At 71.2% G+C, this 21612-nt stretch carries 22 protein-coding genes; 13 read left to right on the top strand and 9 right to left on the bottom strand.

From position 1 onward, the window contains the following. Positions 1-233: 233 nt before the first annotated feature. From ACZ3H8_RS12130 to ACZ3H8_RS12120, 3 genes are all read left to right on the top strand, one after another. Positions 234-977 (top strand): vWA domain-containing protein, encoded by a 744-nt coding sequence (locus tag ACZ3H8_RS12130; RefSeq protein WP_467400546.1) that lies wholly within the window; start codon positions 234-236, stop codon positions 975-977. After that, positions 974-1534 (top strand): HutD/Ves family protein, encoded by a 561-nt coding sequence (locus tag ACZ3H8_RS12125; RefSeq protein ID WP_467400544.1) that lies wholly within the window; start codon positions 974-976, stop codon positions 1532-1534. The genes ACZ3H8_RS12130 and ACZ3H8_RS12125 overlap by 4 nt, the downstream gene beginning before the upstream one ends. A gap of 91 nt (positions 1535-1625) precedes the next feature. Further along, entirely contained in the window at positions 1626-2099 is a 474-nt protein-coding gene (locus tag ACZ3H8_RS12120) for a pyridoxamine 5'-phosphate oxidase family protein (RefSeq protein ID WP_467400541.1), read from the top strand. Position 2100: 1 nt separating this feature from the next. Here the strand turns inward: ACZ3H8_RS12120 and ACZ3H8_RS12115 are convergent, their stop codons facing one another. Further along, on the bottom strand, positions 2101-3096 hold the full coding sequence (locus ACZ3H8_RS12115; protein WP_467400539.1) for an acyl-CoA dehydrogenase family protein: 996 nt from the start codon (positions 3094-3096) through the stop codon (positions 2101-2103). Then, the gene (locus ACZ3H8_RS12110; protein ID WP_467400537.1) at positions 3096-4241 is read right to left on the bottom strand and encodes an acyl-CoA dehydrogenase family protein; all 1146 of its coding nucleotides are present in this window, start codon (positions 4239-4241) and stop codon (positions 3096-3098) included. The genes ACZ3H8_RS12115 and ACZ3H8_RS12110 overlap by 1 nt, the downstream gene beginning before the upstream one ends. Before the next feature lie 46 nt (positions 4242-4287). Between ACZ3H8_RS12110 and ACZ3H8_RS12105 the strand changes: the two genes are divergently transcribed. From ACZ3H8_RS12105 to ACZ3H8_RS12085, 5 genes are all read left to right on the top strand, one after another. Further along, positions 4288-5076, top strand: coding sequence for an SDR family oxidoreductase (locus tag ACZ3H8_RS12105; RefSeq protein ID WP_467400534.1), 789 nt, complete (start codon positions 4288-4290; stop codon positions 5074-5076). Positions 5077-5091: 15 nt separating this feature from the next. Then, entirely contained in the window at positions 5092-5709 is a 618-nt protein-coding gene (locus tag ACZ3H8_RS12100; protein WP_467400532.1) for a TetR/AcrR family transcriptional regulator, read from the top strand. Between the two features lie 17 nt (positions 5710-5726). Further along, positions 5727-6884: an acetyl-CoA C-acetyltransferase gene (locus tag ACZ3H8_RS12095; RefSeq protein ID WP_467400529.1), complete on the top strand. Its 1158-nt coding sequence runs from the start codon at positions 5727-5729 to the stop codon at positions 6882-6884. 197 nt (positions 6885-7081) lie between these two features. Continuing rightward, the gene (locus ACZ3H8_RS12090; protein WP_003969786.1) at positions 7082-7285 is read left to right on the top strand and encodes a cold-shock protein; all 204 of its coding nucleotides are present in this window, start codon (positions 7082-7084) and stop codon (positions 7283-7285) included. A gap of 93 nt (positions 7286-7378) precedes the next feature. Next, a complete protein-coding gene (locus ACZ3H8_RS12085) occupies positions 7379-8911 on the top strand; it encodes a DEAD/DEAH box helicase (RefSeq protein ID WP_467400527.1) in 1533 nt (510 codons plus the stop codon). Between the two features lie 473 nt (positions 8912-9384). Here the strand turns inward: ACZ3H8_RS12085 and ACZ3H8_RS12080 are convergent, their stop codons facing one another. Genes ACZ3H8_RS12080 through ACZ3H8_RS12065 form a run of 4 tightly spaced genes read right to left on the bottom strand, consistent with a single transcriptional unit; the run spans position 9385 to position 12771 of the window. Beyond that, on the bottom strand, positions 9385-10434 hold the full coding sequence (locus tag ACZ3H8_RS12080) for an NAD(P)H-dependent flavin oxidoreductase (protein ID WP_467400526.1): 1050 nt from the start codon (positions 10432-10434) through the stop codon (positions 9385-9387). Continuing rightward, on the bottom strand, positions 10434-11150 hold the full coding sequence (locus ACZ3H8_RS12075; protein ID WP_467400523.1) for a CoA-transferase subunit beta: 717 nt from the start codon (positions 11148-11150) through the stop codon (positions 10434-10436). The genes ACZ3H8_RS12080 and ACZ3H8_RS12075 overlap by 1 nt, the downstream gene beginning before the upstream one ends. Continuing rightward, positions 11147-12007: a CoA transferase subunit A gene (locus ACZ3H8_RS12070; RefSeq protein WP_467400521.1), complete on the bottom strand. Its 861-nt coding sequence runs from the start codon at positions 12005-12007 to the stop codon at positions 11147-11149. Before ACZ3H8_RS12070 ends, ACZ3H8_RS12075 begins: the two co-directional genes overlap by 4 nt. Then, the gene (locus tag ACZ3H8_RS12065; protein ID WP_467400519.1) at positions 12004-12771 is read right to left on the bottom strand and encodes an enoyl-CoA hydratase family protein; all 768 of its coding nucleotides are present in this window, start codon (positions 12769-12771) and stop codon (positions 12004-12006) included. Before ACZ3H8_RS12065 ends, ACZ3H8_RS12070 begins: the two co-directional genes overlap by 4 nt. Before the next feature lie 56 nt (positions 12772-12827). On the opposite strand from ACZ3H8_RS12065, the gene ACZ3H8_RS12060 reads away from it, so the two are divergent. The 3 genes from ACZ3H8_RS12060 (at position 12828) to ACZ3H8_RS12050 (ending at position 15046) form a co-directional block, all read left to right on the top strand. Next, positions 12828-13592 (top strand): SDR family oxidoreductase, encoded by a 765-nt coding sequence (locus ACZ3H8_RS12060; RefSeq protein ID WP_467400516.1) that lies wholly within the window; start codon positions 12828-12830, stop codon positions 13590-13592. A gap of 1 nt (position 13593) precedes the next feature. After that, positions 13594-14541 (top strand): SDR family oxidoreductase, encoded by a 948-nt coding sequence (locus ACZ3H8_RS12055; protein WP_467400514.1) that lies wholly within the window; start codon positions 13594-13596, stop codon positions 14539-14541. Between the two features lie 115 nt (positions 14542-14656). After that, positions 14657-15046 (top strand): ribonuclease, encoded by a 390-nt coding sequence (locus ACZ3H8_RS12050; RefSeq protein WP_467400512.1) that lies wholly within the window; start codon positions 14657-14659, stop codon positions 15044-15046. Between the two features lie 150 nt (positions 15047-15196). On the opposite strand, the gene ACZ3H8_RS12045 is transcribed toward ACZ3H8_RS12050, so the two are convergent. Further along, a complete protein-coding gene (locus ACZ3H8_RS12045; RefSeq protein ID WP_467400509.1) occupies positions 15197-16786 on the bottom strand; it encodes an ankyrin repeat domain-containing protein in 1590 nt (529 codons plus the stop codon). A gap of 23 nt (positions 16787-16809) precedes the next feature. Next, positions 16810-17718, bottom strand: a complete 909-nt coding sequence (locus ACZ3H8_RS12040) for a hypothetical protein (RefSeq protein WP_467400507.1) — start codon at positions 17716-17718, stop codon at positions 16810-16812. 254 nt (positions 17719-17972) lie between these two features. Between ACZ3H8_RS12040 and ACZ3H8_RS12035 the strand changes: the two genes are divergently transcribed. Beyond that, on the top strand, positions 17973-18731 hold the full coding sequence (locus tag ACZ3H8_RS12035; RefSeq protein ID WP_467400504.1) for a S1 family peptidase: 759 nt from the start codon (positions 17973-17975) through the stop codon (positions 18729-18731). A 109-nt stretch (positions 18732-18840) separates the two neighbouring features. Here the strand turns inward: ACZ3H8_RS12035 and ACZ3H8_RS12030 are convergent, their stop codons facing one another. Further along, complete coding sequence (locus tag ACZ3H8_RS12030; RefSeq protein ID WP_467400502.1) at positions 18841-20574, bottom strand: glycoside hydrolase family 35 protein; 1734 nt, start codon at positions 20572-20574, stop codon at positions 18841-18843. Between the two features lie 151 nt (positions 20575-20725). Here ACZ3H8_RS12030 and ACZ3H8_RS12025 point away from each other — a divergent pair, with 151 nt between their 5' ends. Continuing rightward, positions 20726-21604, top strand: coding sequence for a helix-turn-helix domain-containing protein (locus ACZ3H8_RS12025; RefSeq protein ID WP_467400499.1), 879 nt, complete (start codon positions 20726-20728; stop codon positions 21602-21604). Positions 21605-21612: the final 8 nt, after the last annotated feature.

The following is a 21612-nucleotide window of genomic DNA, read 5'->3' as shown; positions in this document are numbered from 1 at the left end:
CCATGTCAGCCCAATCCCCCCATCGTACGAGCAGGTTGTCACTCAGAGCGTCGAATCCCTTTCCATTCCACACTATTGACTAAGAGTCAGTCGATCTGTGGGAACTGGTGCTGCCGCTGGTCGAGTTGATGGACGATGCGGGCAAGCAGCGGATCTTCGAGCTGCCCGCCTTCCAGGTCAAGGGGTGACGGTAATCTCGGCATACCGTCACAGCCGTCGAACGGAGCCGCTTCATGGCCGTAGCGCCCACCACCGCAGGACCGGCCGTTAGCCTCCGCAAGATCGAGGAGCGGGCGCCCGCGCTCGTCAGCCTCTACAAGAGCGCCGGTGTCTGTCTGGAGAAGCACCGGCTGAGCGGGGAGCGCGCGGCCGTCTATCTGGTGCTCGACTACTCCGGCTCCATGAAGGACTACTACAAGGACGGCAGCGTTCAGGCGCTGGCCGACCGGGTGCTCGGTCTGTCGGCCCACTTCGACGACGACGGATCCGTGCCCGTCGTCTTCTTCTCCACGGAAATCGACGCGGTCACGGACATCGCCCTGGAGAACCACCGCGGCCGGGTCGACGAGATCGTGGCGGGCCTCGGGCACATGGGCAAGACCAGCTACCACCTGGCCATGGACGCGGTTATCGACCACTACATCGACAGCGGCTCGACCGCGCCCGCGCTGGTCGTCTTCCAGACGGACGGCGGCCCGATCAGCAAGCACGCGGCGGAACGCTATCTGTGCAAGGCCGCGAAGCTGCCGCTGTTCTGGCAGTTCATCGGCTTCGGCAACAAGCGCAGCTCGCAGTTCGACTTCCTGCACAAGCTCGACGAACTCGCCGTGCCCGCCAAGCGCGCCGTCGACAACGCGGGCTTCTTCCACGCCGGACTCGACCCGCGGCAGGTCCCGGACGTGGAACTCTACGACCGGCTGGTCGCCGAGTTCCCCAGCTGGCTGGCGGCGGCCCGTGCGCAGGGCATCGTGCGATGACGGTACGGGTGTTCAGGGCAGCCGACCGGGCGGCCGTGCCGTGGAAGAACGGCGGCGGCGTCACCCGTGAGATCGCCGTCTCGCCCGAGGGCGCCGGGATGGACGCCTTCGACTGGCGGATCAGCCTCGCGGACGTCGGCGCGGACGGACCGTTCTCCGCGTTCTCCGGGATCGACCGGACCCTGACCGTGGTCGAGGGGGCCGGGATGGACCTCACGGTCGGCGGGCAGCGCACACTGGCCGACGAGCGGTACCGGCCCTACGACTTCCCCGGTGATGTGGAAACGGACGGACGCCTCCTCGGCGGGCCCGTCGTCAACTTCAACGTCATGCACCGCAGGGGCCGTACGGCGTGCCTGACCTCGGTGGTGCGCGGCGGACTTCGGGTTGTGGTGGAGCCCGGCTCGACGGTCGTGATCGTCGCGCTGGACGGGCCCACGGTCCTCGAGGATGCGCGCGTGACGCTCGGGCAGTACGACGCGGCGGTGCTGGACGACTCGCCCGGCTCGCTGCGTACCGAGGGGCATGCGGCGGTCGTCACGTTGCAGAGCCGGTGAGCGGGGGCGGGACACGGGGCGGGGCCGGGGCGGTGCCGGGGGCGGGCCAATCCCGACAGGAGATGTCCTGCTTTCCCGGTTTCATGGCTCCATGACATTGAATTCATGGGCAGACTTCCGGGCGGCGGAGCCGGGCTTCGCGGAGACCGTGCAGAAGCGATTCGAGCAGTACAAGCACCATGTGCTGGCCACGCTGCGCAAGGACGGTTCGCCGCGGGTGACGGGTCTTGAGGTGACGTTCCGCTTCGGTGAGTTGTGGCTCGGCATGATGCCGGGCTCCCGTAAGGCGCAGGACCTCCAGCGCGATCCGCGCTTCGCGATCCACACGAACCCGGGCGCCGACGACTCCATGGGCGGCGGTGACGTCCGGATCGCCGGGCGCGCGGTGGAGGTCACCGAAGCCGCGGAGATGGCCCGGTTCGTGGCGGAGGTCAAGCCGCCGGAGCCGTTCCATCTCTTCCGCGTCGAGCTGGGCGAGGTGGTGCAGACGTACGTCGACGGCGAGGAACTGGTCGTACGGACCTGGCAGCCGGGCGCGGCCGTCCGCACGCAGCGGCGCCGCTGAGTCATACGCCCAGCACCCGCGCCCGGCACTGGGCGGGGGTGCCCCAGGCGTCGCGCAGCGGACGCGCCTTGCGCAGCCAGAGCGAGAGGTCGAGCTCGTCGGTGTAGCCCACCGCTCCATGGAGCTGGAGCGCGGTGCGGGCCGCGGCGTACGCGGCCTCGCCCGCGGTCACCTTCGCCGCGGCGATATCGGCGGGGGCCATCGACAGGGCGGCCCCGTAGAGCAGCGGCCGGGCGAACTCGAGCCCGATGAGGGTGTCCGCCAGCCGGTGCTTGACCGCCTGGAAGGACCCGATGGCGGTCCCGAACTGGGTGCGCTGTTTGACGTACGCAACGGTCCGGTCGAGGAGAGCGAGCCCGACGCCGAGGGCTTGCGCGGCGGTGACGAGACGCGCGACGTCCGCGGCATACGCGGCGGCGGCGTCCACGTGCGGCCCGGCGGCCAGCACCTCGCCCCCGTCGGCGGGCACGGACAGCCGCCGCGCGGGGTCGGCGGACGCCTGCGCCACGCCGTGCCGGGCCGCGATACGCAGCTCGGCGCCCGGAGCAGCCGCGGCCGACACCACCAGCGTCACCGTCGCCGCGTCCGCGTCCAGCGCGTACGGTCCGCCGTCTGCCATCGCGAGCGTCGCCGTCGACTCGCCCGACGCGAGCCCCGGCAGCAGCCGCTTGGCGGAGGACGCGTCGCCCAGCTCGCCCAGACGCGTCAGCAGCGCCGCCGCAGCCACCGTTTCCACCAACGGGCCCGGCACCGCGTGGCGGCCCAACTCCATGAAGGCCACCGACAGTTCGACCGGGAGCGGGCCCACTCCCTCGTACGGCTCTGGGATCGCGAGCGCGAAGACCCCCGCCTCGGCCAGGCGTGACCACAGCGCCAGGCCAGGCGCGTGGTTCCCGGTGGACCAGGCGCGGGCGGTCGACGGTGTGTCCGACGCCGTCAGCAGCGCGTCCAGCGAGCGGGCGAACGCCGCCTGTTCGTCATCAAGCAGAAAACGCATCAGCGGCGGCCCTTCGGAAGGCCGAGCAGATGCTCGGCGATGATGTCGCGCTGGATCTCGTTCGTACCGGCGTAGATGGGCCCGGCGAGCGAAAAGACGTATCCCTCCGCCCACTCGCCCTCCGCCAACTCCCCGGCCGGGCCCAGCAGATCGAGCGCGGTCTCGTGCAGTGCGATGTCGTACTGCGACCAGAAGACCTTGTTCAGGCTCGACTCCGCGCCGATGTTCGCCCCCGCCGCGAAGCGCGAGGCGTTCGCGCAGGTGAACAGCTGATACGCACGCGCGCCGATCACCGCGTCCGCGACCCGGTCGCGCAGCGCCGTGTCGGCGGGATCGGCGCTCGCGCGCCACTGCCGTACGAGACGGTCCGCCGCGGCGAGGAAACGGCCGGGGGAGCGCAGCGTCAGCCCCCGCTCGTTGCCCGTCGTGGACATCGCGATCCGCCAGCCCTGACCCGGCTCGCCGATCACGTCCTCGTCGGGGACGAAGACCTCGTCGAGGAAGAGCTCGGCGAAGGCGGGCTTGCCGTCGAGGCGGCCGATGGGACGCACCGTCACACCCGGCGCCGACAGGTCGAACATCAGGTAGGTGAGGCCGTGATGCGGCTTCGGCGCATCGGGGTCGGTGCGGAAGATGCCGAACGCCCGGTCCGCGAAGGCCGCCCGTGAGGACCAGGTCTTCTGCCCGCTCAGCAGCCAGCCGCCGTCCGTCCGCACCGCGCGGGACTTCAGCGACGCGAGGTCGGAGCCCGACTCGGGCTCCGACCAGGCCTGCGCCCAGATCACCTCGCCGCTCGCCATCGCGGGCAGCACGCGGGCCCGCTGCTCCCGCGTGGCGTGGTCGAAGAGCGTGGGGGCGAGGAGGTTGATGCCGTTCTGAGAGACCCGGCCCGGTGCACCCGCCGCGTAGTACTCCTCCTCGAAGATCAGCCACTGGAAGATGTCGACGCCCCGGCCGCCGTACTCCCGTGGCCAGGAGACGACCGACCAGCGGTCCGCGTAGAGCCGCGCCTCCCACGCGCGGTGCGCCGCGAAGCCCTCCCGCGTCTCCAGGGACGGCAGTGGCTCGGCGGGCACATGCGCGGCGAGCCAGGCGCGGGCCTCGGCCCGGAAGGCCTGCTCGTCGGCGGAGTGGTGCAGGTCCATTCGCGCATCCTTCCCTAACAAGTGTTTGGTAGGTTAACCTGCCGCCGTGACGGACAACAGGGCGCAGTACGTACCGGGTCACGACCTGCTGAAAGGCCGTACGGCCGTGATCACCGCCGCGGCCGGCGCCGGGATCGGCGGCGCGACCGCCCGGAAATTCCTTCAGGAGGGTGCGCGCATCCTCATCTCAGACGCGCACGCACGCCGCCTCAAGGAGACCGAGGCCGCGCTCGCCGAGGAGTTCGGCACAGCCACCGTGACGTCACTGCCCTGCGACGTCACCGGCGAGGCCCAGGTCCAGGCACTGTTCGAGAAGGCGGTACGGGACCACGGCCGCCTCGACATCGTGGTCAACAACGCCGGCCTCGGCGGCACCGCCCCACTCGTCGACATGACTGACGAGCAGTGGGACAAGGTCCTCGACGTCACCCTCAACGGCACGTTCCGCTGCACCCGGGCCGCCCTGCGCTCATTCCGGGCGACCGGCCGCGGCGGGGTGATCGTCAACAACTCCTCCGTCGTCGGCTGGCGCGCCCAGGCCGGCCAGGCCCACTACGCCGCCGCCAAGGCCGGAGTCATGGCGCTCACCCGCTGCGCGGCGATCGAAGCCGCGGAGTACGGCGTACGCGTCAACGCCGTAGCCCCCAGCCTCGCCATGCATCCGCACCTGGTGAAGGTCACATCGGCCGAACTGCTTCAGGAGCTGACCGCCAAGGAGGCCTTCGGGCGGTACGCCGAACCGTGGGAGATCGCCAACGCCATCGTCTTCCTGGCCAGCGGCTACTCCTCGTACCTGACCGGCGAGGTCCTCTCCGTCAGCAGCCAGCATGCGTAGGACGAGAATGGTCGGGTGCCGACCAACAGCAAGAAGAAGACCCAGGTGACCGCCTCGCCCGAGCGCCGCCGCGAGCTCCTCGACACCGCCGCCGAGGTGTTCGCCGCCCAGGGGTACAACGCCACCACCGTCCGCAAGATCGCGGACGAGGCGGGGATGCTCGCCGGCAGCCTCTACTACCACTTCGATTCCAAGGAATCGATGCTCGACGAGATCCTCTCCACCTTCCTCGACGAGCTCTGGCAGGGATACGACGCCGTGCTCGCCGCCGGGCTCGGGCCCAGGAAGACCATCGAGGCCCTCGTCACCGAGTCCTTCCGGGAGATCGACCGGCACCGCGCCGCCGTCGCGATCTACCAGAAGGAGTCCAGGCATCTGGCGGCCCAGCCCCGCTTCCACTACCTCACCGACTCGCAGCAGAAATTCGAGAAGGCGTGGCTCGGGACGCTGGAGCGCGGCGTCGCGGACCGGGTCTTCCGTGCCGACCTGGACATCCGGCTCACCTACCGGTTCGTGCGCGACACCGTGTGGGTGGCCGCCTCCTGGTACCGGCCGGGCGGGCAGCACAGCCCCGAGGAGATCGCCCGGCAGTACCTGTCGATGGTGCTGGACGGAATCGCCGTACGTACGTAACCGATCGAGGAGTTGTCATGGCCGAGGCCTACATAGTCGAAGCGGTACGCACCCCGGTGGGCAGGCGCAAGGGCGGCCTTGCCCAGGTCCACCCGGCGGACCTGGGCGCGCATGTACTGAAGGCCTTGGTCGCACGCTCCGGAGTCGACCCGTCCGCCGTCGAGGACGTCGTCTTCGGCTGCCTGGACACGGTGGGCCCGCAGGCCGGCGACATCGCCCGTACGGCATGGCTGGCGGCGGGACTGCCCGAAGAGGTCCCGGGCGTGACGATCGACCGCCAGTGCGGGTCGTCGCAGCAGGCCGTGCACTTCGCGGCGCAGGGCGTGCTCTCGGGCACCCAGGACCTGGTCGTCGCCGGCGGCACCCAGAACATGACGCAGATCCCGATCGCGTTCGCGTCCCGCCAGGCCGCCGAGCCGCTCGGGCTGACCGAAGGCCCGTTCGCGGGCAGCGAGGGCTGGCGGGCCAGGTACGGCGACCAGCCGGTCAACCAGTTCCACGGCGCGCAGCTGATCGCGGAGAAGTGGGGGATCTCGCGGCGCGACATGGAGGTGTTCGCACTCACCTCCCACCGGCGTGCGATCCGCGCGATCGACGAGGGCCGCTTCGAGCGGGAGCTCGTGGCATACGGAGACGTGACGGCCGACGAGGGTCCGCGGCGCGACACGACGCTGGAGAAGATGGCGGCCCTGAAGCCGGTCCTGGAGGGCGGCACCATCACGGCCGCGTGCTCCTCGCAGGTCTCGGACGGCGCGGCGGCGATGCTGATCGCGAGCGAGCGGGCCGTGGCCGAGCACGGCCTCACCCCGCGGGCGCGGATCCACCATCTCTCCGTACGGGGCGAGGACCCGATCCGGATGCTGTCGGCACCGATCCCGGCGACGGCGTACGCGCTGAAGAAGACCGGCATGTCGATCGACGACATCGACCTGGTCGAGATCAACGAGGCCTTCGCGCCCGTAGTGCTCGCCTGGCTGAAGGAAACCGGCGCGGACCCGGACAAGGTCAACGTGAACGGCGGCGCGATCGCACTGGGCCATCCCCTGGGCGCCACGGGCGTGAAGCTGATGACGACGCTCCTGCATGAACTGGAGCGCACGGGAGGCCGGTACGGTCTGCAAACGATGTGTGAAGGGGGAGGTCAGGCCAACGTCACGATCATCGAACGGCTGTGAACACGAGCCTTTTCGGCGCGGGCGTGCTACGGTGAGGGCGTTGCAGTTTTGGTACCCATGAACTTTGTGTGCGCCTGACGGGAATGCTTCCTCAGGCGCACATTATTGTTTCCGGCTTCTCCGGATGGGGCTCAATATCGCGACGGGAAACTCACGAGGTGTGGGTTTCCGGCTTGCCCCTGTTTTAGGAGAATGACATGGCTACTGGAACCGTGAAGTGGTTCAACTCGGAAAAGGGCTTCGGCTTCATTGAGCAGGACGGCGGCGGCGCCGACGTCTTCGCCCACTACTCGAACATCGCCACCTCGGGCTTCCGCGAGCTCCAGGAGGGCCAGAAGGTTTCCTTCGACGTCACGCAGGGCCAGAAGGGCCCGCAGGCGGAGAACATCGTCCCGGCCTAATAGCTGGACGCGAACCTCGCAGCCGGGGCCCGCACCGTGAAGGTGCGGGCCCCGGCTTGTGCTGTCTCACATGCCCAGGAGGGCAATATCCGCATGACTCGCTCCGAACGCCCGGCCCGCCCGACCCGAAAGCGCCCGGTCAATTCTCGCGCCCAGGGCCCAGTGAAGGGTTCCGGCAAGGCTCCCGCCCGCAAGGTGGCGCCCCCGCAGGAATTCACGCTGCCGGAATCCATCACACCCGCGCTGCCTGCCGTCGAGGCGTTCGACGAGCTGGACATGCCGGCTGCCCTGCTGAAGACCCTCGCGGCGCAGGGCGTGACCGAGCCCTTCCCGATCCAGGCAGCGACGCTGCCGAACTCCCTCGCCGGCCGCGACATACTCGGCCGCGGGCGCACCGGATCCGGCAAGACCCTCGCGTTCGGGCTCGCGCTGCTCGCCCGCACCGCGGGCCGGCGCGCCGAGCCGCGGGCGCCGCTCGCGCTCGTCCTCGTACCGACGCGTGAGCTCGCACAGCAGGTCACCGACGCCCTTTCGCCGTACGCGACCTCCGTGCAGCTGCGGCTGGCGACGGTCGTCGGCGGGCTGTCGATCAGCAAGCAGTCGGGCGCGCTGCGGCGCGGCGCCGAGGTGCTCGTGGCCACGCCCGGGCGGCTCAAGGACCTGATCGAGCGCGGCGACTGCGTGCTCGACCGGGTGGCGATCACCGTCCTCGACGAGGCTGACCAGATGGCCGACATGGGCTTCATGCCGCAGGTCACGGCGCTGCTCAAGCAGGTCGAGGCGGACGGTCAGCGGATGCTGTTCTCGGCGACACTGGACAAGAACATCGACCGGCTCGTACGGATGTTTCTCACCGATCCCGTCGTGCACTCCGTCGACCCGTCCGCGGGCGCGGTCACCACGATGGAGCACCATGTGCTGCACGTGGCGGACGAGACGGACAAGAAGGCCGTGGCCATGCGTATCGCGGCCCGCGACGGCCGGGTGATCCTCTTCGTGGACACCAAGCGCGGCGCCGACCGGTTCGCCAAGCGGCTGCTCGCCAGCGGCGTACGGGCGGCGGCCCTGCACGGCGGCCGCTCGCAGCCGCAGCGCAACCGCACGCTCGACCAGTTCAAGAACGGGCAGGTCACCGCGCTGGTCGCGACGAATGTGGCGGCCCGTGGGATCCATGTCGACGATCTCGACCTGGTCGTGAACGTCGATCCGCCCGTGGACCACAAGGACTATCTGCACCGCGGTGGGCGCACCGCGCGGGCGGGCGAGTCCGGGAGCGTCGTGACGCTGGTGCTGCCGGAGCAGCGGCGTGAGATGACCCGGCTGATGTCGGACGCGGGTATCGCCCCGCGCACGGCGAGGATCAAGTCGAGCGACGAAGAGCTCAGCCGCCTCACCGGGGCGCGTGAGCCGTCAGGGGTCGCGATCGCGATCGAGGTGCCGCAGCCGGTGGTCCAGCAGCGCCCGCAGCGCCGCCGCGCCCAGGTCCCGGCCCAGGGCGGCCGCGGCGGCGCCCAGTCGGGCACCGCGTCCGGCGCCCGCACCCGCGGCCGCCGCGGTGGCCAGGGCGGCCGCCCTGGCCGCGGCGCGCAGGGCGGGGCGCAGGGGGGCCGCCGCACGGCGGTCTAGCGCGCAGCGGGGTCGCGGCCGCGGACGTCCCCCTGGGGCTCCGCCCCGGACCCCGCGCCTCAATCGCCGGCGGGGCTGAACATTCGGCCCTGACCGGGGCTCCGCCCCGGACCCCGCGCCTCAAACGCCGGCGAGGCTGAATCACGGGGCTCTGCCCCGGACTCCGAGCCTCGGACGCCGACGGCGCTGAGTTCGGGGCTCCGCCCCGGGCCCCGGGCCTCAATCTCCCCCAGACTTCGTCCGGGAAATCCAAGCCCGTCCGGCGATTGAGGACAGCGCCCGAAGGGCGTACGGGGGTCTGGGGGCTTGCCCCCCAGTTACCCGCAGCGGCCGCAGCCCGAGCCACACGCCCCCGGCGACCCCCCGCGCCCGGCCGGCGTCACCGAGCCCGCGCAACAAACCTCGCCCCGTCAGGCGTCGCCGCCCTCCCTCGCCGCGACGCCGACGATCGAGGCCTGACCTCGAAGCCAGGATCACTCTGCGACGGGCAGGGCGCCGAGCACGTGCCGGGCCTCGGACATCACCCGGGCGACGAGCTCCGCACAGCTGGGGAGGTCCTCGATCAGCCCGGCGACCTGCCCCGAGGCCATCACGCCCAGGTCGGTGCGGCCCTCGACCATGGATGCCTTGAGAAGCATGGGGGTGTTGGCGGCGAGCAGGACCTGGCTCCAGCTCAGCTCCCTGCCGTGTTTCATGGCCAGACCGTCGCGGATCATCTGAGACCAGGACAGGCCCGAGATCCTTTTGAAGCCGGCAGCCCGGCGGACGGCCTGCACCAGTGCTCTCGTACGGCCCGCCCGTTCAAGGGAGTCGACGAGATCCGTACGGAGCATCCGGTGCGGAAGCCCGTCGACGGCGGTGGTGAGCGTGATGTCCTTGACGCTCGCCGCCAGATATCGGGCCTTGACCGCGTCCGGCACGGTCGAGTCCGACGTGAGCAGAAAACGGGTCCCCATCGCGATGCCCGCCGCGCCGAAGGCGAGCGCCGCGACCAGCCCCCGCCCGTCATGGAAGCCCCCGGCCGCGATCACAGGAATGTCGACCGCGTCCACAACCTGCGGAAGCAGCACGGTCGTTGCCACATCGCCGGTGTGGCCGCCGCCCTCGCCGCCCTGGACGATCACCGCGTCCGCGCCCCAGGCAGCCACCTTCTCGGCGTGCCTGCGGGCCCCGACCGAGGGGATGACGATCACGCCCGCGTCCTTCAGCTCGGCGATCAGCTCGCGGGAGGGCGCCAGGGCGAAGGAGGCGACCCGTACGCCTTCGTCGATGATGATCCGGACCCTGTCCCCGGCATCGCCGGCGTCGGCGCGGAGATTGACCCCGAAGGGCGCGTCCGTACGGGACTTGACCTCGCGGACAGCCTGCCGCAGCTGGTCGGCGGTCATCGTGGCGGAGGCGAGGATGCCCAGTGCGCCGGCGTTGGCGGAGGCGGAGACCAGCCGGGGGCCGGCCACCCATCCCATGCCGGTCTGCACGACCGGGTGCCTGACGCCGGTCAGCTTGGTGAGGGCGGTCTCCATCAGCCCTTGACCTCGCGCTCGCGCAGGCCCTTCGGGTCGATGACGTCGCGGATCAGACGCAGCTCATCGGCGCTCGGTTCGCGTGTGCAGGGGACGTCGTCGCCGATCACCAGGCAGAAGCCGGTCGCCTCCCGGACCTGCTCGACGGTGACGCCGGGATGCAGGGACGCCAGGCGCATCGAGCGGTCGGGGGTCGCGAAGTCGAAGACGCCCAGGTCGGACACCACCCTAGGGATACGGTGATAGCGCGCCCCGGCCGCTCGGTCGTAGCCGACACCGCACACCATGTCGACGCGCCCGACGAAGACCCGCGCGGAGTGCTTCGGCACCCAGTAACTGACCGGATTGTTCAGGGTGTTGACGGGAGCGCCGCGCACCCCCAGCAGCTGGCGCTTCGGCCGCTCCCAGTCGCCGACGCAGGAGATGTTCTGGTTGCCGAAGCGGTCGATCTGGCCGGCACCCATCATCACGTGCCGCCTGCCACCGGTGACCATGGCCAGATGCCGGCGGTACGGAAGCCACCCCTCGACCGTCCCGTCGAGTCCGACCAGCATCGCCTCGCCGTCGGTCAGCAGCAGATCGGGCGAGAAGGTGCGTTTGGCCAGCCGGGCCCCGATGGACGGGATCAGGCCCATGGGGCTGGCCAGCACCTCGCCGTTGTCGCGCCACGCCTCGGCGCACGCGATCACGCAGTACTCGGATCGGCTGACGGTCACCGCTGCTCCTCGTGCCAGGTCTGGACGGCCAACTGGTAATGGTGCTCGCCGACGCCGGACAGGAAGCGCTCGGCGAACTCGGGCCAGGGGGTGGTCGCGTACAGCTTCTGGAAGACCTCGTCCCGGTCGTAGTGGGGGGCGCAGGAGGTGAAGTGCGCGCCGTTCGGGGTCTCGACCACGCCGGTGACCGAGTGTCGGCTCACCAGCAGGGTCTGCGGGGCGGCGTCCTTGGTGAGCTCGGCGGTCTCCACCAGCTGCTCGCAGCAGACGTATGCGGCGTCGGCGGCCTCGCAGAACAGATCGTCGAAGTACGGGTCGGGTCCCAGATACTGGCCGTTGCCGAGCCGGTCCGCGCGATTCAGGTGGACCAGCGCCGCGTCCATCCGCAGGGCCGGTACGGCGACGAACTCCTCGCGGGCTCCCTCCTCCTCGTACGGCGAAGTCACCGTGCGCAGCCCGGGGTTGACCCGCATCACGTCGGAGCCGATGCCCGCCCGTACCGGGAGGAATGGCAGCCGGTTGGCGGCGGCGTGCAGCCCCCACATGAACATCGCCTCGTCGATCTCGGTGAGGGCGAAGTCACCGCGCTCGCGGGCTGCGCGGTAGTGCGGTTCGAGCGGGATCGAGTCGAGGGTGACGAAGGCCGTGACGAGCTTGCGGATCCGGCCGGCGGCGGCGAGGAGGCCGATGTCGGGGCCGCCGTACGAGACCACGGTGAGATCAGTGATTTCGGAGCGGAGCAGTGCCCGCACCAGCGCCATGGGCTTACGGCGCGAACCCCAGCCGCCGATGCCGATGGTCATTCCGCTGCGGAGGCGGCCCACGACCTCTTCGGGTGTCATCGTCTTGTCGGTCACGACTGCTGGTCCTCCTTGCCGAAGGGGTCCTTGCCGAAGGTGTCGCGGACGCGGTCGGCGACCCCGCTGAGGTTGGCCTCGAAGGTGAAGCCCTGCTCGAAGCGGTAGCTGCGGCGTACGTCGACGGGGTCGATGCCATTGATGGCGGCCTTGGCGAGCCGGATGAGGTACCCGTCCTTCCGGGCGATCTCCCGCGCCAACTCCCGTGCTGTATCGGCCAGTTCAGCGCGGGGGACGACCTTCCAGACCGAGCCGTGGGCGTGCAGGTCCTGTGCGGTCGCGGTGCGCGAGGTGTAGTACAGCGCGCGCATCAGATGCTGGGGGACGAGCCGGGCGAGGTGGGTGGCCGCGCCGAGTGCGCCGCGGTCCAGCTCCGGCAGCCCGAAGGTGGCGTCGTCGGAGGCGACGATCGCGTCCGCGTTGCCGACGAGTCCGATGCCGCCGCCCAGGCAGAAGCCATTCACGGCGGCGACGACGGGCACTTCGCACTCGTACACGGCGGCGAAGGCCTCGTAGCAGCCGCGGTTCGCCTCCACCAGGGCGCGGTGGCCGACATCCTGCTGCAGCTCCTTGATGTCGACTCCCGCGTTGAAGCCGCGGCCCTCCGCGGTGAGTACGACGCAGCGGATCCCGGGGTCGCGGCCTGCTGTCCGTACCGCGTCGGCGAGGTCGTACCAGCCTTGTGCGGGAAAGGCGTTGACGGGTGGGAAGTCGACCGTGACGACACAGATGCCTTTCTCGGGGCTTGCGGTGGAGACACCCATGAGCGGATCAGCTACCTTTCCACCAAACATTTGTTAGGTGAGGAAGGTAGCAGCCGATGGAGCTGGACGGGAGGGTCGCCGTCGTCACCGGCGGCACGCGAGGCGTCGGCGCCGGCATCGCCCGGGCGTTCCTGCGGGCTGGCGCCCAAGTGGTGGTCTGTGCGCGAAGGCCGCCCGAAGTCCCAGTCGCCGGAGCTGAGTTCGTACCGCTTGATCTGCGTGATCCGGCCGCGGTGGGGGAGTTCTTCGCCGGGGTTGTGGCGCGGCACGGGCGGCTGGACGCCCTCGTCAACAACGCCGGCGGGACGTCCTACCGGCTGCTCGCCGAAGGCGAATGCGCAGACGCCGCCGCCCGCCATGCCCGCGTGATCGAGCTCAACCTCACCGCGCCGCTGACCGCCTCGCTCGCCGCCCACGAGCACCTCAGAGCGTCCCGAGGGTCCATCGTGATGATCGGCAGCGTCAGCGGCGGCCGCCCCTCGCCGGGCACGGCGGCGTACGGGGCGGCCAAAGCCGGTCTTGAGAGCCTGGCCCGCTCCATGGCCGTGGAGTGGGCGCCGGAAGTCCGCGTGAACACGCTCGTCCTCGGCATGGTCCGCACCGAACTGTCCCATCTTCACTACGGCGACGAGGAAGGCATCGCGGCGGTCGGCCGCACGGTGCCGCTGGGGCGGCTCGCCGAGCCCTCGGAGATCGGCGAAGCGGCCGTCTTCCTCGCCTCGCAGCGTGCGGCCTATGTGAGCGGAGCCTCGCTGCTCGTGCACGGGGGCGGGGAGCGCCCCGCCTTCCTCGATGCTGCAACTGTCAACAAGGAGAAGTGAGATGACCGGCAGTGCCATCACGGGGGACACCCCCCGGACCCCCGGCAGGAACATGTGCGAGGGACGTGTCGTCATCGTCACCGGCGCCGGACGCGGTCTCGGGCGGGCCCATGCGCTCGCCTTCGCCGCCGAGGGAGCGAAGGTCGTCGTCAACGACCTGGACGTCGGCCTGGACGGGGGCTTGGGCGGGAGCCTGGACAGGACCGGCGGATCGGGCGGACCCGCTCAGCGGGTCGTCGACGAGATCAGGGCGGCGGGCGGCGAAGCCGTGGCGCACGGCGGCGACATCGCCACGACCGATGGCGCTTCGGCTCTCGTCGCCGCCGCGCTGGAGACGTACGGACGGCTCGACACCCTGGTCAACAACGCGGGCTTCCTGCGCGACCGCATGCTCGTCAACCTCGACGAGGACGACTGGGACGCCGTGATGAGGGTGCATGTGAAGGGCCACTTCCTGCCCCTCAAGCATGCCGCCGCGCACTGGCGTGCCGAGGCCAAGGCGGGACGGCCGGTGGCGGCCCGGGTCGTCAACACCACCTCGGGCGCAGGGCTGTTGGGCAGCGTCGGCCAGGGCAACTACGCCGCAGCCAAGGCCGGGATCATCGGCCTCACACTGGTCGCATCGGCCGAGATGAGCCGGTACGGAGTCCAGGTCAACGCCATCGCGCCCGCGGCCCGTACGCGTATGACCGAGGCGGCCTTCGCCGGACTTGCCGCCCTGCCCGAGGACGTGTCGCCGCTCGTCGTCTGGCTCGGCTCGGCCGACAGCGCCGGCGTGACCGGTCGCGTCTTCGAGGCCGAGGGCGGCCGCATCACCGTCATGGAGGGCTGGCGGCCGGGCCCCACCGTCGACAAGGGCACGCGCTGGACCCCCGCCGATGCGGGCGTCGCGGCGCTGAAGCTGCTAACCGAGGCGGAGCAGCCGCAGCCTGTGTACGGGGTGCGATAGCCGCGCGGACAACAGGTGAAGGTCGTACACCGCCCGCCCGCGACCCGGTTAACTTCCGGGAAATTCGACTTAGTTGACATTGACCCGTCAAGTTCTACGCGCATCAATAGTGCGTATGCGAATCCCCCCACGAATCGCCACCCTCGGTGGCATCGCCGCCCTCGTCTCGACTCTCCTCATCGGCGGTCAGGCCACGGCCACCCCCACAACCGCGGCCGCAGTCGGTGACATCTGCTACTCCGACCTCCCCTCCCAGGCGCACGACACGCTCGATCTGATCGAGTCGGGCGGGCCGTACCCGTACCCCCAGGACGGCACGGTCTTCCAGAACCGCGAGGGCATCCTGCCGTCGCACTCGACCGGGTACTACCACGAGTACACCGTCAAGACTCCTGGCTCCTCCAACCGCGGCGCCCGCCGCATCGTCACGGGTGACACGGCCCAGGAGGACTACTACACCGCCGATCACTACGCCTCGTTCGACCTCGTCGACCACGGCTGCTGAGCCGGAATCCTCCGCCCCGTGACCAGGACCTGTGTGATCGACGGGGCGGAGGTCACCGGCCGGCGACTTCGCCATCGAGTGGCGCGGCCATGAAGTCTCCCGCCGGATGCCGGGGCGGGAGGGGCCTGGGTGGCCGAGGCTGCCGTCGGGTCAGCGGTGGCGCGGCGCGGTCTGCTCGAGCCGCCGCCTGAGCTTCTCGTCGTGTACGTGGCGTACGGCTTCGGCTGCCGTGTCGCGGGCGTACCCGTCCGGGTCTTCGTTCGCGAGAATCCGGGCCAACGCCGGTGCGGCACGCGGATCCTGACGTATCGCCAGGCCCCGGGCCGCCTCCGCCGCGGTCTCCGCACGGTCGCCGAGCCGCGCCGCCAGCGCCTCGCGTATCTCGGCCGTATCCGCGTCCACGCCCGCGAGCGCCGTGGTCGCCCAGTCCCTGACATGGGCGTCCGCGTCCCGGCTCAGCGCGATCAGCGCCTCGATGCCCTCCGCATGGTCGCCCGGCACAAGCCCGAACAGCGAGAGCGCCACCTGGTTGCGCACCTCCGCGTCCGGGTGGGCGGCATGCCGCAGAATCTCCGGCAGCGCGGCCGCGTCCCCGTGGTGCCCGAGCCCGAGGACGACCGCCTGGATCAGCTCGGGCTCCCGCGCCTCGCGGGACAGCTCGCGCAGCAGGGGCAGCGCACGGGCGGCGAACGGCCGCCGGGTGTCCTGTCCGGCCGACTCGCCCGGAGCCTTCGAGCCCGGACGTGAACGCGACCCCGAACCCGACCCCGAACCTGAACCGGAACCAGGGCTCGCGAAGCCCAGTTGCGCCAGCACATCCGCCGCGAACGCCTGCCTCATCGGGTCGTCGCTCGCGCACCACGCGGACGCCGCCTGGAAGGTCTCCTCGTCGCCGCGGCCCCACAGCGCCAGCACCGACTCGATCCAGTCGTCCTGCTCAGGGTCCCCGCAGCGCAGGGCCCGCTCGGCGAGCTCCGCGTACGGCGTCCGGACCCCCAACTCCCCTTCGAGCAGCGTCACGATCGCCGCGTGGCCGGTCTGCTGCTCATTGCCCGCGAACAGCGTGCCGTCCCGCAGCAGCTCGACGACGACGGTCACCCCGCCGTCCTCCTCGATCCGGTGCGCCACCGCCTCGTACCCCTCGTCCTTCGCGAACGCACGGAACAGCCCCTCACGCAGTTCCCGCTCCACATCCCGTACGAGCCACTGCCGGGCCTCTGCGAGTGCCGCCTCCTTCGCGGCGGCGCCGTGCCGCAGCAGGGCCCGCACGGTCGACGGGGAGCCGCGGCGGGTGGCCAGCACCAGCGGCTGCTCGCCGCCGGGGCCCGGCAGGTCGGGGTCGGCGCCGTACTCGAGCAGCGCCCACGCGGTCGCGGCGTGGCCCTGCGTCACCGCCCACCGCAGCGCCGTGAAGCCGTATGCCTCCTGCTGGTCGGGCGGTGCGCCCGCGGCGAGCAGCGCTCGTACCACCTCGGTGTGCCCGCCGACCGAGGCCCCGCACAGCGGCAGGTCCCCGTCCTCGGGGCCGCTCGCGTGCCCGGGATCGGCGCCCGCCGCCAGCAGCACCCGGACGATCCCGACTTCGTCGCTCACCGCCGCCAGATAGAGCGGGGTCTGCCCGTCCTCATCGGTCACATCTGCGGGGACCCCGGCCCGGAGCAGTCCCACGACGGCGTCGTCCGCGCCGCTGTGCACCGCCTCGAACAGCGCGCGGACGTCCGCCGCCGGTTCTTTCGTCATGCTTCGAGCGTACGGAAGATCGGTCAGGTGTCGCATTCGAGAATCGTCCGGCACAGCCCGCAGCGGGCCCGCACCCGTCCGCGCACGGGCACCCGGATGCGCTGGTGGCAGGTGGGGCAGGGGAAGGAGACGCGCAGCCCGTCCGGGCCGTGCTCGAAGGCGTACGAGGAGGAGCCGGCGTCCGGGTGGTGGGCGGCGGCCCGGTCCGGGTTCTCCATGGCGTAGCGCCGTTCCTTGGCATAGCGGTGGCGGCCCGTCCAGCCCGCGGTGGTCAGCGGCGGCCGCTGGGCGTCGCGCAGCGCCTGGGCACGGCCCTTTGCGTACGCGGTGTAGCCCTGCGGGCTGGTGAACCAGGGCGAAGGGTCCTCGTCGAAGGCGATCGCCCGCTTGGCGAGGACGTAACCGAACTCCTCGGGCGTGAGGTAGCCCAGTTTCTGGCTGGAGAGGCTGTCCTCCCGGAACGCGTCGAGCAGCAGCCAGCCCGCGCCGAGATAGGTGGTCGCGGTGTCGGTGAGGATCTCGTTGGCGCGGGTGCCGGGGAAGGACAGGTCGAGCCTGTGCAGAAGCACATGCATGATCTCGTGGGCGAGGGCGGCGCCGATGTCCCTGCGGTGGGTGCGGAAGCGGTCGTTCAGCTCGATGAAGTACTCGGGGCCCGCCGTGAGTTCGACGCTCGCGGCGTGGTGCATCTCGCGGAAGCTCACGATCACCCGGGCCTCGGGCAGATGCAGATGCTGGACCAGGGCGTGGGCGACGCGCTGTGCGCCCAGGTGCAGATCGTCATGGTCGGCGAAGGCCACATCGGCGGGCAGGACGCTGGGCGCGTAGGAGAGCACGCCTTCGGGTGAGAGCCGTCTGTGCAGCGCGGTGATGGCCGCCCGCACGGTGTCGAGGTGCGGATAGCCGCGTACGACCTCACTGTCCTTCGCCACCACGTCCCCGTACCCCCATGCACGACGGTCGGCCCGACTCAACTCTACGGCGAAGCGGCGACGAATCCCCGCTGGTGACGGTGGGCGAATCCCCGCCGTGACGGTGGCCGAAAACTGCTCCTTGTGGCACGGGTGATCCACTCTCCATAATCCGGATCACGCTTTGTCGGGCCCATGTCAGCGCGGACGATGCTGCGTGGATCCGGCGCGAGCGAAAGGCTCAACCCCCCACGAAAGGCAGTCCGTTGAAGCTTATGCGTGTGCTCCAGAGATGCGCGGCGGCCGGCGCCGTCGTCCTCGCCGCGATCAGCCTCCAGCCCACATCGGCCTCGGCCGCCGCGCCGCCCGTCGTCGGCGGAACCCGCGCCGCCCAGGGCGAATTCCCGTTCATGGTCCGGCTCTCCATGGGCTGTGGCGGCGCGCTGTACGCCAAGGACATCGTGCTGACCGCCGCCCACTGCGTGAACGGCTCCGGCAACAACACCAGCATCACCGCGACCGCGGGCGTCGTCGACCTGCAGAGCCCCAGCGCCATAAAGGTCAAGTCGACCAAGGTCCTCCAGGCCCCCGGCTACAACGGCACGGGCAAGGACTGGGCGCTGATCAAGCTCGCCAAGCCGATCAACCTGCCCACCCTGAAGATCGCCGAGACGAAGGCGCTCGACAACGGCACGTTCGACGTCGCCGGCTGGGGCGCGGCCCGCGAGGGCGGCGCTCAGCAGCGCTACCTCCTCAAGGCCAAGGTGCCCTTCGTCTCCGACGCCAGCTGTAAGCAGGCCTACCCCGAGCTCGTCTCCCGCGAGGAGATCTGCGCCGGTCTCCCGCAGGGCGGTGTCGACACCTGCCAGGGTGACTCGGGCGGCCCGATGTTCCGCAAGGACAACAACAACGCGTGGATCCAGGTCGGCATCGTCAGCTGGGGCGAGGGCTGCGCACGGCCCAACCTCCCGGGTGTCTACACCGAGGTGTCCACCTTCGCCGCCGCCATCAAGTCCGCCGCGGCAGGCCTCTAGAACCTGAGCGGGGAGGGGTAGGTGTGTTGGACGCGTCAGTCCAACACCCGCCCCTCCTTTGGCCATGGGCGCGTTTGTCCCTGCGGCGCGCTCGTCCCTGGCGGCGCGCTCAGGCCAGGCGTACGTCCCCGGTCGCGCCGTCGAGCTCGAGCACCCACACCTCGTTCGCGCCCGCCCGCAGCACAGGGCCCGGGACGAACAGGGACCGCTGCGGCCCGGCACTCCAGTACCGCCCCAGACAGAAGCCGTTCACCCAGACGAACCCCCGTCCCCAGCCGGGCAGTTCGAGCCGGGCGTCCCCGGGGGCAGGGGTCTTCGCGGTACCCCGGTACAGCCCAGGACCGCCACCCGCCTCCGCGGACCGGAAGGGCACCTTCGCTACCGCGCCCGCCTCGTCGAAGGCGGCCAGCCGCAACGCCCGGGCCCGTACGCCGTGCAGATACTGCCGCTCGTGCAGTACGCCGCCGGTGATGCCCTTGGACTCGCCCGTCAGCGGCCCGTAGTTGACCCGCCCCAGCGACTCCACCCACAGCTCGACCGCGGCGGGCCCGGCCACCAGGTCGCCCAACTCGCCCCGCACCCCGTCCACGTACAGCACCGCCAGATCCCGCAGCCCGCTCACGGTCAGCGGGTACGCGGCCCTGGGCCCCGGCACGTCCACCCGGTAGCGGACCACGCCGCGGTCCACGCCCAGCTCCTCGAACGTCGGCGGAACGGGCGAGTCCACCTCCGCGTCACCGAGGGCCTCGAGTACGTCGCCGAGCGGCGCCCACTCGCCCAACTCCGCCCGCACCGGCGCGCCCAGAGCGGGCGGCGCGGGCGGCAGCTCCGGCAGCTCCGGCAGCGGACTCTCCTGATACAGCGCCAGCACGTCCCTGAACAGCGAGAACTTCTCCGTGGGCCGGCCGGCCTCGTCGATCGGCGCGTCGTAGTCGTACGACGTGACGGTCGGCTCCAGCGCACCGTCGTGCATGTCGCCCGCGCGGTTCGCCCCCGCCCAGCCTCCGAAGCTCGTCCCGCCGTGCGCCATGTACACATTCACCGAGGCCCCGGCCGCCAGGATCTCCTGCAGCGCCACGGCCGCGTCCGCCGGATTCCGTCCGACATGGTCCGTGCCCCAGTGGTCGAACCAGCCGCACCAGAACTCCATGCACATCAGCGGCCCGGTGGGCCGATGGCGGCGCAGCGTTTCGAAGCTCTCGCGCGCCCCCGAGCCGAAGTTCACGGTCGCGAGCACCCCCGGCACCGAACCGCCGGTCAGCATATGGTCCTCGGGCCCGTCGGAGGTGAACAGCGGCACTGTCACCCCGCAGCCGCGCAGCAGGTCCACGAGATGGCGCAGATAGCCCTGGTCGGAGCCGTAACTGCCGTACTCGTTCTCGACCTGCACCATGATCACCGGACCGCCGCCGGGGCCGGACTGGCGCTCCACGACCTGCGGCAGCAGCCGGGTGAACCAGCGTTCCACATGCCCCAGATACTCGGCGTCGTCCGTGCGCACGCGCCGTCCGAGCCGACCGGTCAGCCAGTGCGGCAGCCCGCCGTTCTCCCACTCGGCGCAGATGTACGGACCGGGCCGCACGATCGCCCACAGCCCGGCGGCGTGCGCGGCGTCGAGGAACCGGGCGAGGGCGTCCGCGTCGGCGTACCGGCCGGGCTCCGGTTCGTGCAGATTCCAGGGGACGTAGGTCTCCACGCAGTTGAGGCCCATGGCCCGCAGCATCGCCAGCCGGTGGCCCCACTGCGCCTCGTGCACCCGGAAGTAGTGCAGCGCCCCGGACAGCAGCCGCACCGGCCGCCCGTCCACCAGGAAGTCCTCATCGCCCACAGTGAACTCACCCACCGACACCCCTTATGCGCTCGGTCCACCTCCGGGCGCTCGTACCCGTTGCCGACACGATCGCCCCCTGGCGGCGGGCCGGTCCATGGACAAAGATCGGCGCTGATTGGACGCAGTGCGGAGCCTCCGGCGCCCAGGGAAAGGACGAAGGCGGATGTACCACACCTGGATGCGCTATTTCACTCCCGGCCCCGTCCATCACCGCCTCGGCCTCGTCTGTCTCGGCGTCGGCCTCCAGCACGGCGTCCTGCCCACCGTCGGCCCCCGCACCCTCGACCACCATGTCGCCGTCGTGATCAGCGCCGGCGGCGGCTGGTTCCGCGGACCCGACGGACGGCGCGCCGCCGTCACCGCGCCCGCCCTGATCTGGCTCACCCCCGGCGTTCCGCACCACTACGGCCCCGATCCGGCCGGCGGCTGGGACGAGAGCTTCGTCGACTTCACCGGGCCCGCCACCGCCACGTACACCGAACTCGGCTACATCGAGCCCGACCGGCCCGTCGTCCCGCTCTCCGAGGCCACGGGCGCGCGCGCCGCCGTCGGCCGCATCGTCCGCGCCGCACGCCTCGGCAACCCGCTCCTGGAGGTCGAGACGGGCGCCGCCGTCCATGAGCTCCTCGTCGCCCTGCGCCGCGGCCGCGCCGACACCAATGCCGCCGGCGACCCGGTGCTGACCGCCCTCGCCCGCGACGCCTTCCAGCCGCTCTCCGTCGCCGAACACGCGGCCCGGCACGGCATGACCCCCGCCGAACTGCGCACCGCGGTCCGCCGCGGCGCCGGCTGCAGCCCCAAGGACTACCTTCTCGGCATCCGCCTGGGCCGGGCCAAGGAACTGCTCGCGGCCACCGAACTCCCCGTCGCCGCCGTCGCCCGCCGCGTCGGCTACGAGGACCCGGCGTACTTCTCCCGGCTGTTCACCCGCCGCGTCGGCACCGCCCCAATCCGCTTCCGCGAGCAGCAGGGCCGCGCCGTCCCGGGCGGCTGGAGCAACCGGATCCCGGACCCCGAACACCCGCCGACGATCACCTCGTGATCGGCGGG

Source organism: Streptomyces sp. NPDC002868, from assembly GCF_055563295.1.
Note: the sequence above shows the minus strand (reverse complement) of the source record. Positions and strands in the feature narration are given on the sequence as shown.

Bases quoted from the DNA above. Each gene is read 5' to 3' on its own strand.
- ACZ3H8_RS12130 (WP_467400546.1), top strand. From the start codon at position 234: ATGGCCGTAGCGCCCACCACCGCAGGACCGGCCGTTAGCCTCCGCAAG.
- ACZ3H8_RS12125 (WP_467400544.1), top strand. From the start codon at position 974: ATGACGGTACGGGTGTTCAGGGCAGCCGACCGGGCGGCCGTGCCGTGG.
- ACZ3H8_RS12120 (WP_467400541.1), top strand. From the start codon at position 1,626: ATGACATTGAATTCATGGGCAGACTTCCGGGCGGCGGAGCCGGGCTTC.
- ACZ3H8_RS12115 (WP_467400539.1), bottom strand. From the start codon at position 3,096: ATGCGTTTTCTGCTTGATGACGAACAGGCGGCGTTCGCCCGCTCGCTG.
- ACZ3H8_RS12110 (WP_467400537.1), bottom strand. From the start codon at position 4,241: ATGGACCTGCACCACTCCGCCGACGAGCAGGCCTTCCGGGCCGAGGCC.
- ACZ3H8_RS12095 (WP_467400529.1), top strand. From the start codon at position 5,727: ATGGCCGAGGCCTACATAGTCGAAGCGGTACGCACCCCGGTGGGCAGG.
- ACZ3H8_RS12090 (WP_003969786.1), top strand. From the start codon at position 7,082: ATGGCTACTGGAACCGTGAAGTGGTTCAACTCGGAAAAGGGCTTCGGC.
- ACZ3H8_RS12085 (WP_467400527.1), top strand. From the start codon at position 7,379: ATGACTCGCTCCGAACGCCCGGCCCGCCCGACCCGAAAGCGCCCGGTC.
- ACZ3H8_RS12080 (WP_467400526.1), bottom strand. From the start codon at position 10,434: ATGGAGACCGCCCTCACCAAGCTGACCGGCGTCAGGCACCCGGTCGTG.
- ACZ3H8_RS12065 (WP_467400519.1), bottom strand. From the start codon at position 12,771: ATGGGTGTCTCCACCGCAAGCCCCGAGAAAGGCATCTGTGTCGTCACG.
- ACZ3H8_RS12060 (WP_467400516.1), top strand. From the start codon at position 12,828: ATGGAGCTGGACGGGAGGGTCGCCGTCGTCACCGGCGGCACGCGAGGC.
- ACZ3H8_RS12055 (WP_467400514.1), top strand. From the start codon at position 13,594: ATGACCGGCAGTGCCATCACGGGGGACACCCCCCGGACCCCCGGCAGG.
- ACZ3H8_RS12050 (WP_467400512.1), top strand. From the start codon at position 14,657: ATGCGAATCCCCCCACGAATCGCCACCCTCGGTGGCATCGCCGCCCTC.
- ACZ3H8_RS12045 (WP_467400509.1), bottom strand. From the start codon at position 16,786: ATGACGAAAGAACCGGCGGCGGACGTCCGCGCGCTGTTCGAGGCGGTG.
- ACZ3H8_RS12035 (WP_467400504.1), top strand. From the start codon at position 17,973: ATGCGTGTGCTCCAGAGATGCGCGGCGGCCGGCGCCGTCGTCCTCGCC.
- ACZ3H8_RS12025 (WP_467400499.1), top strand. From the start codon at position 20,726: ATGTACCACACCTGGATGCGCTATTTCACTCCCGGCCCCGTCCATCAC.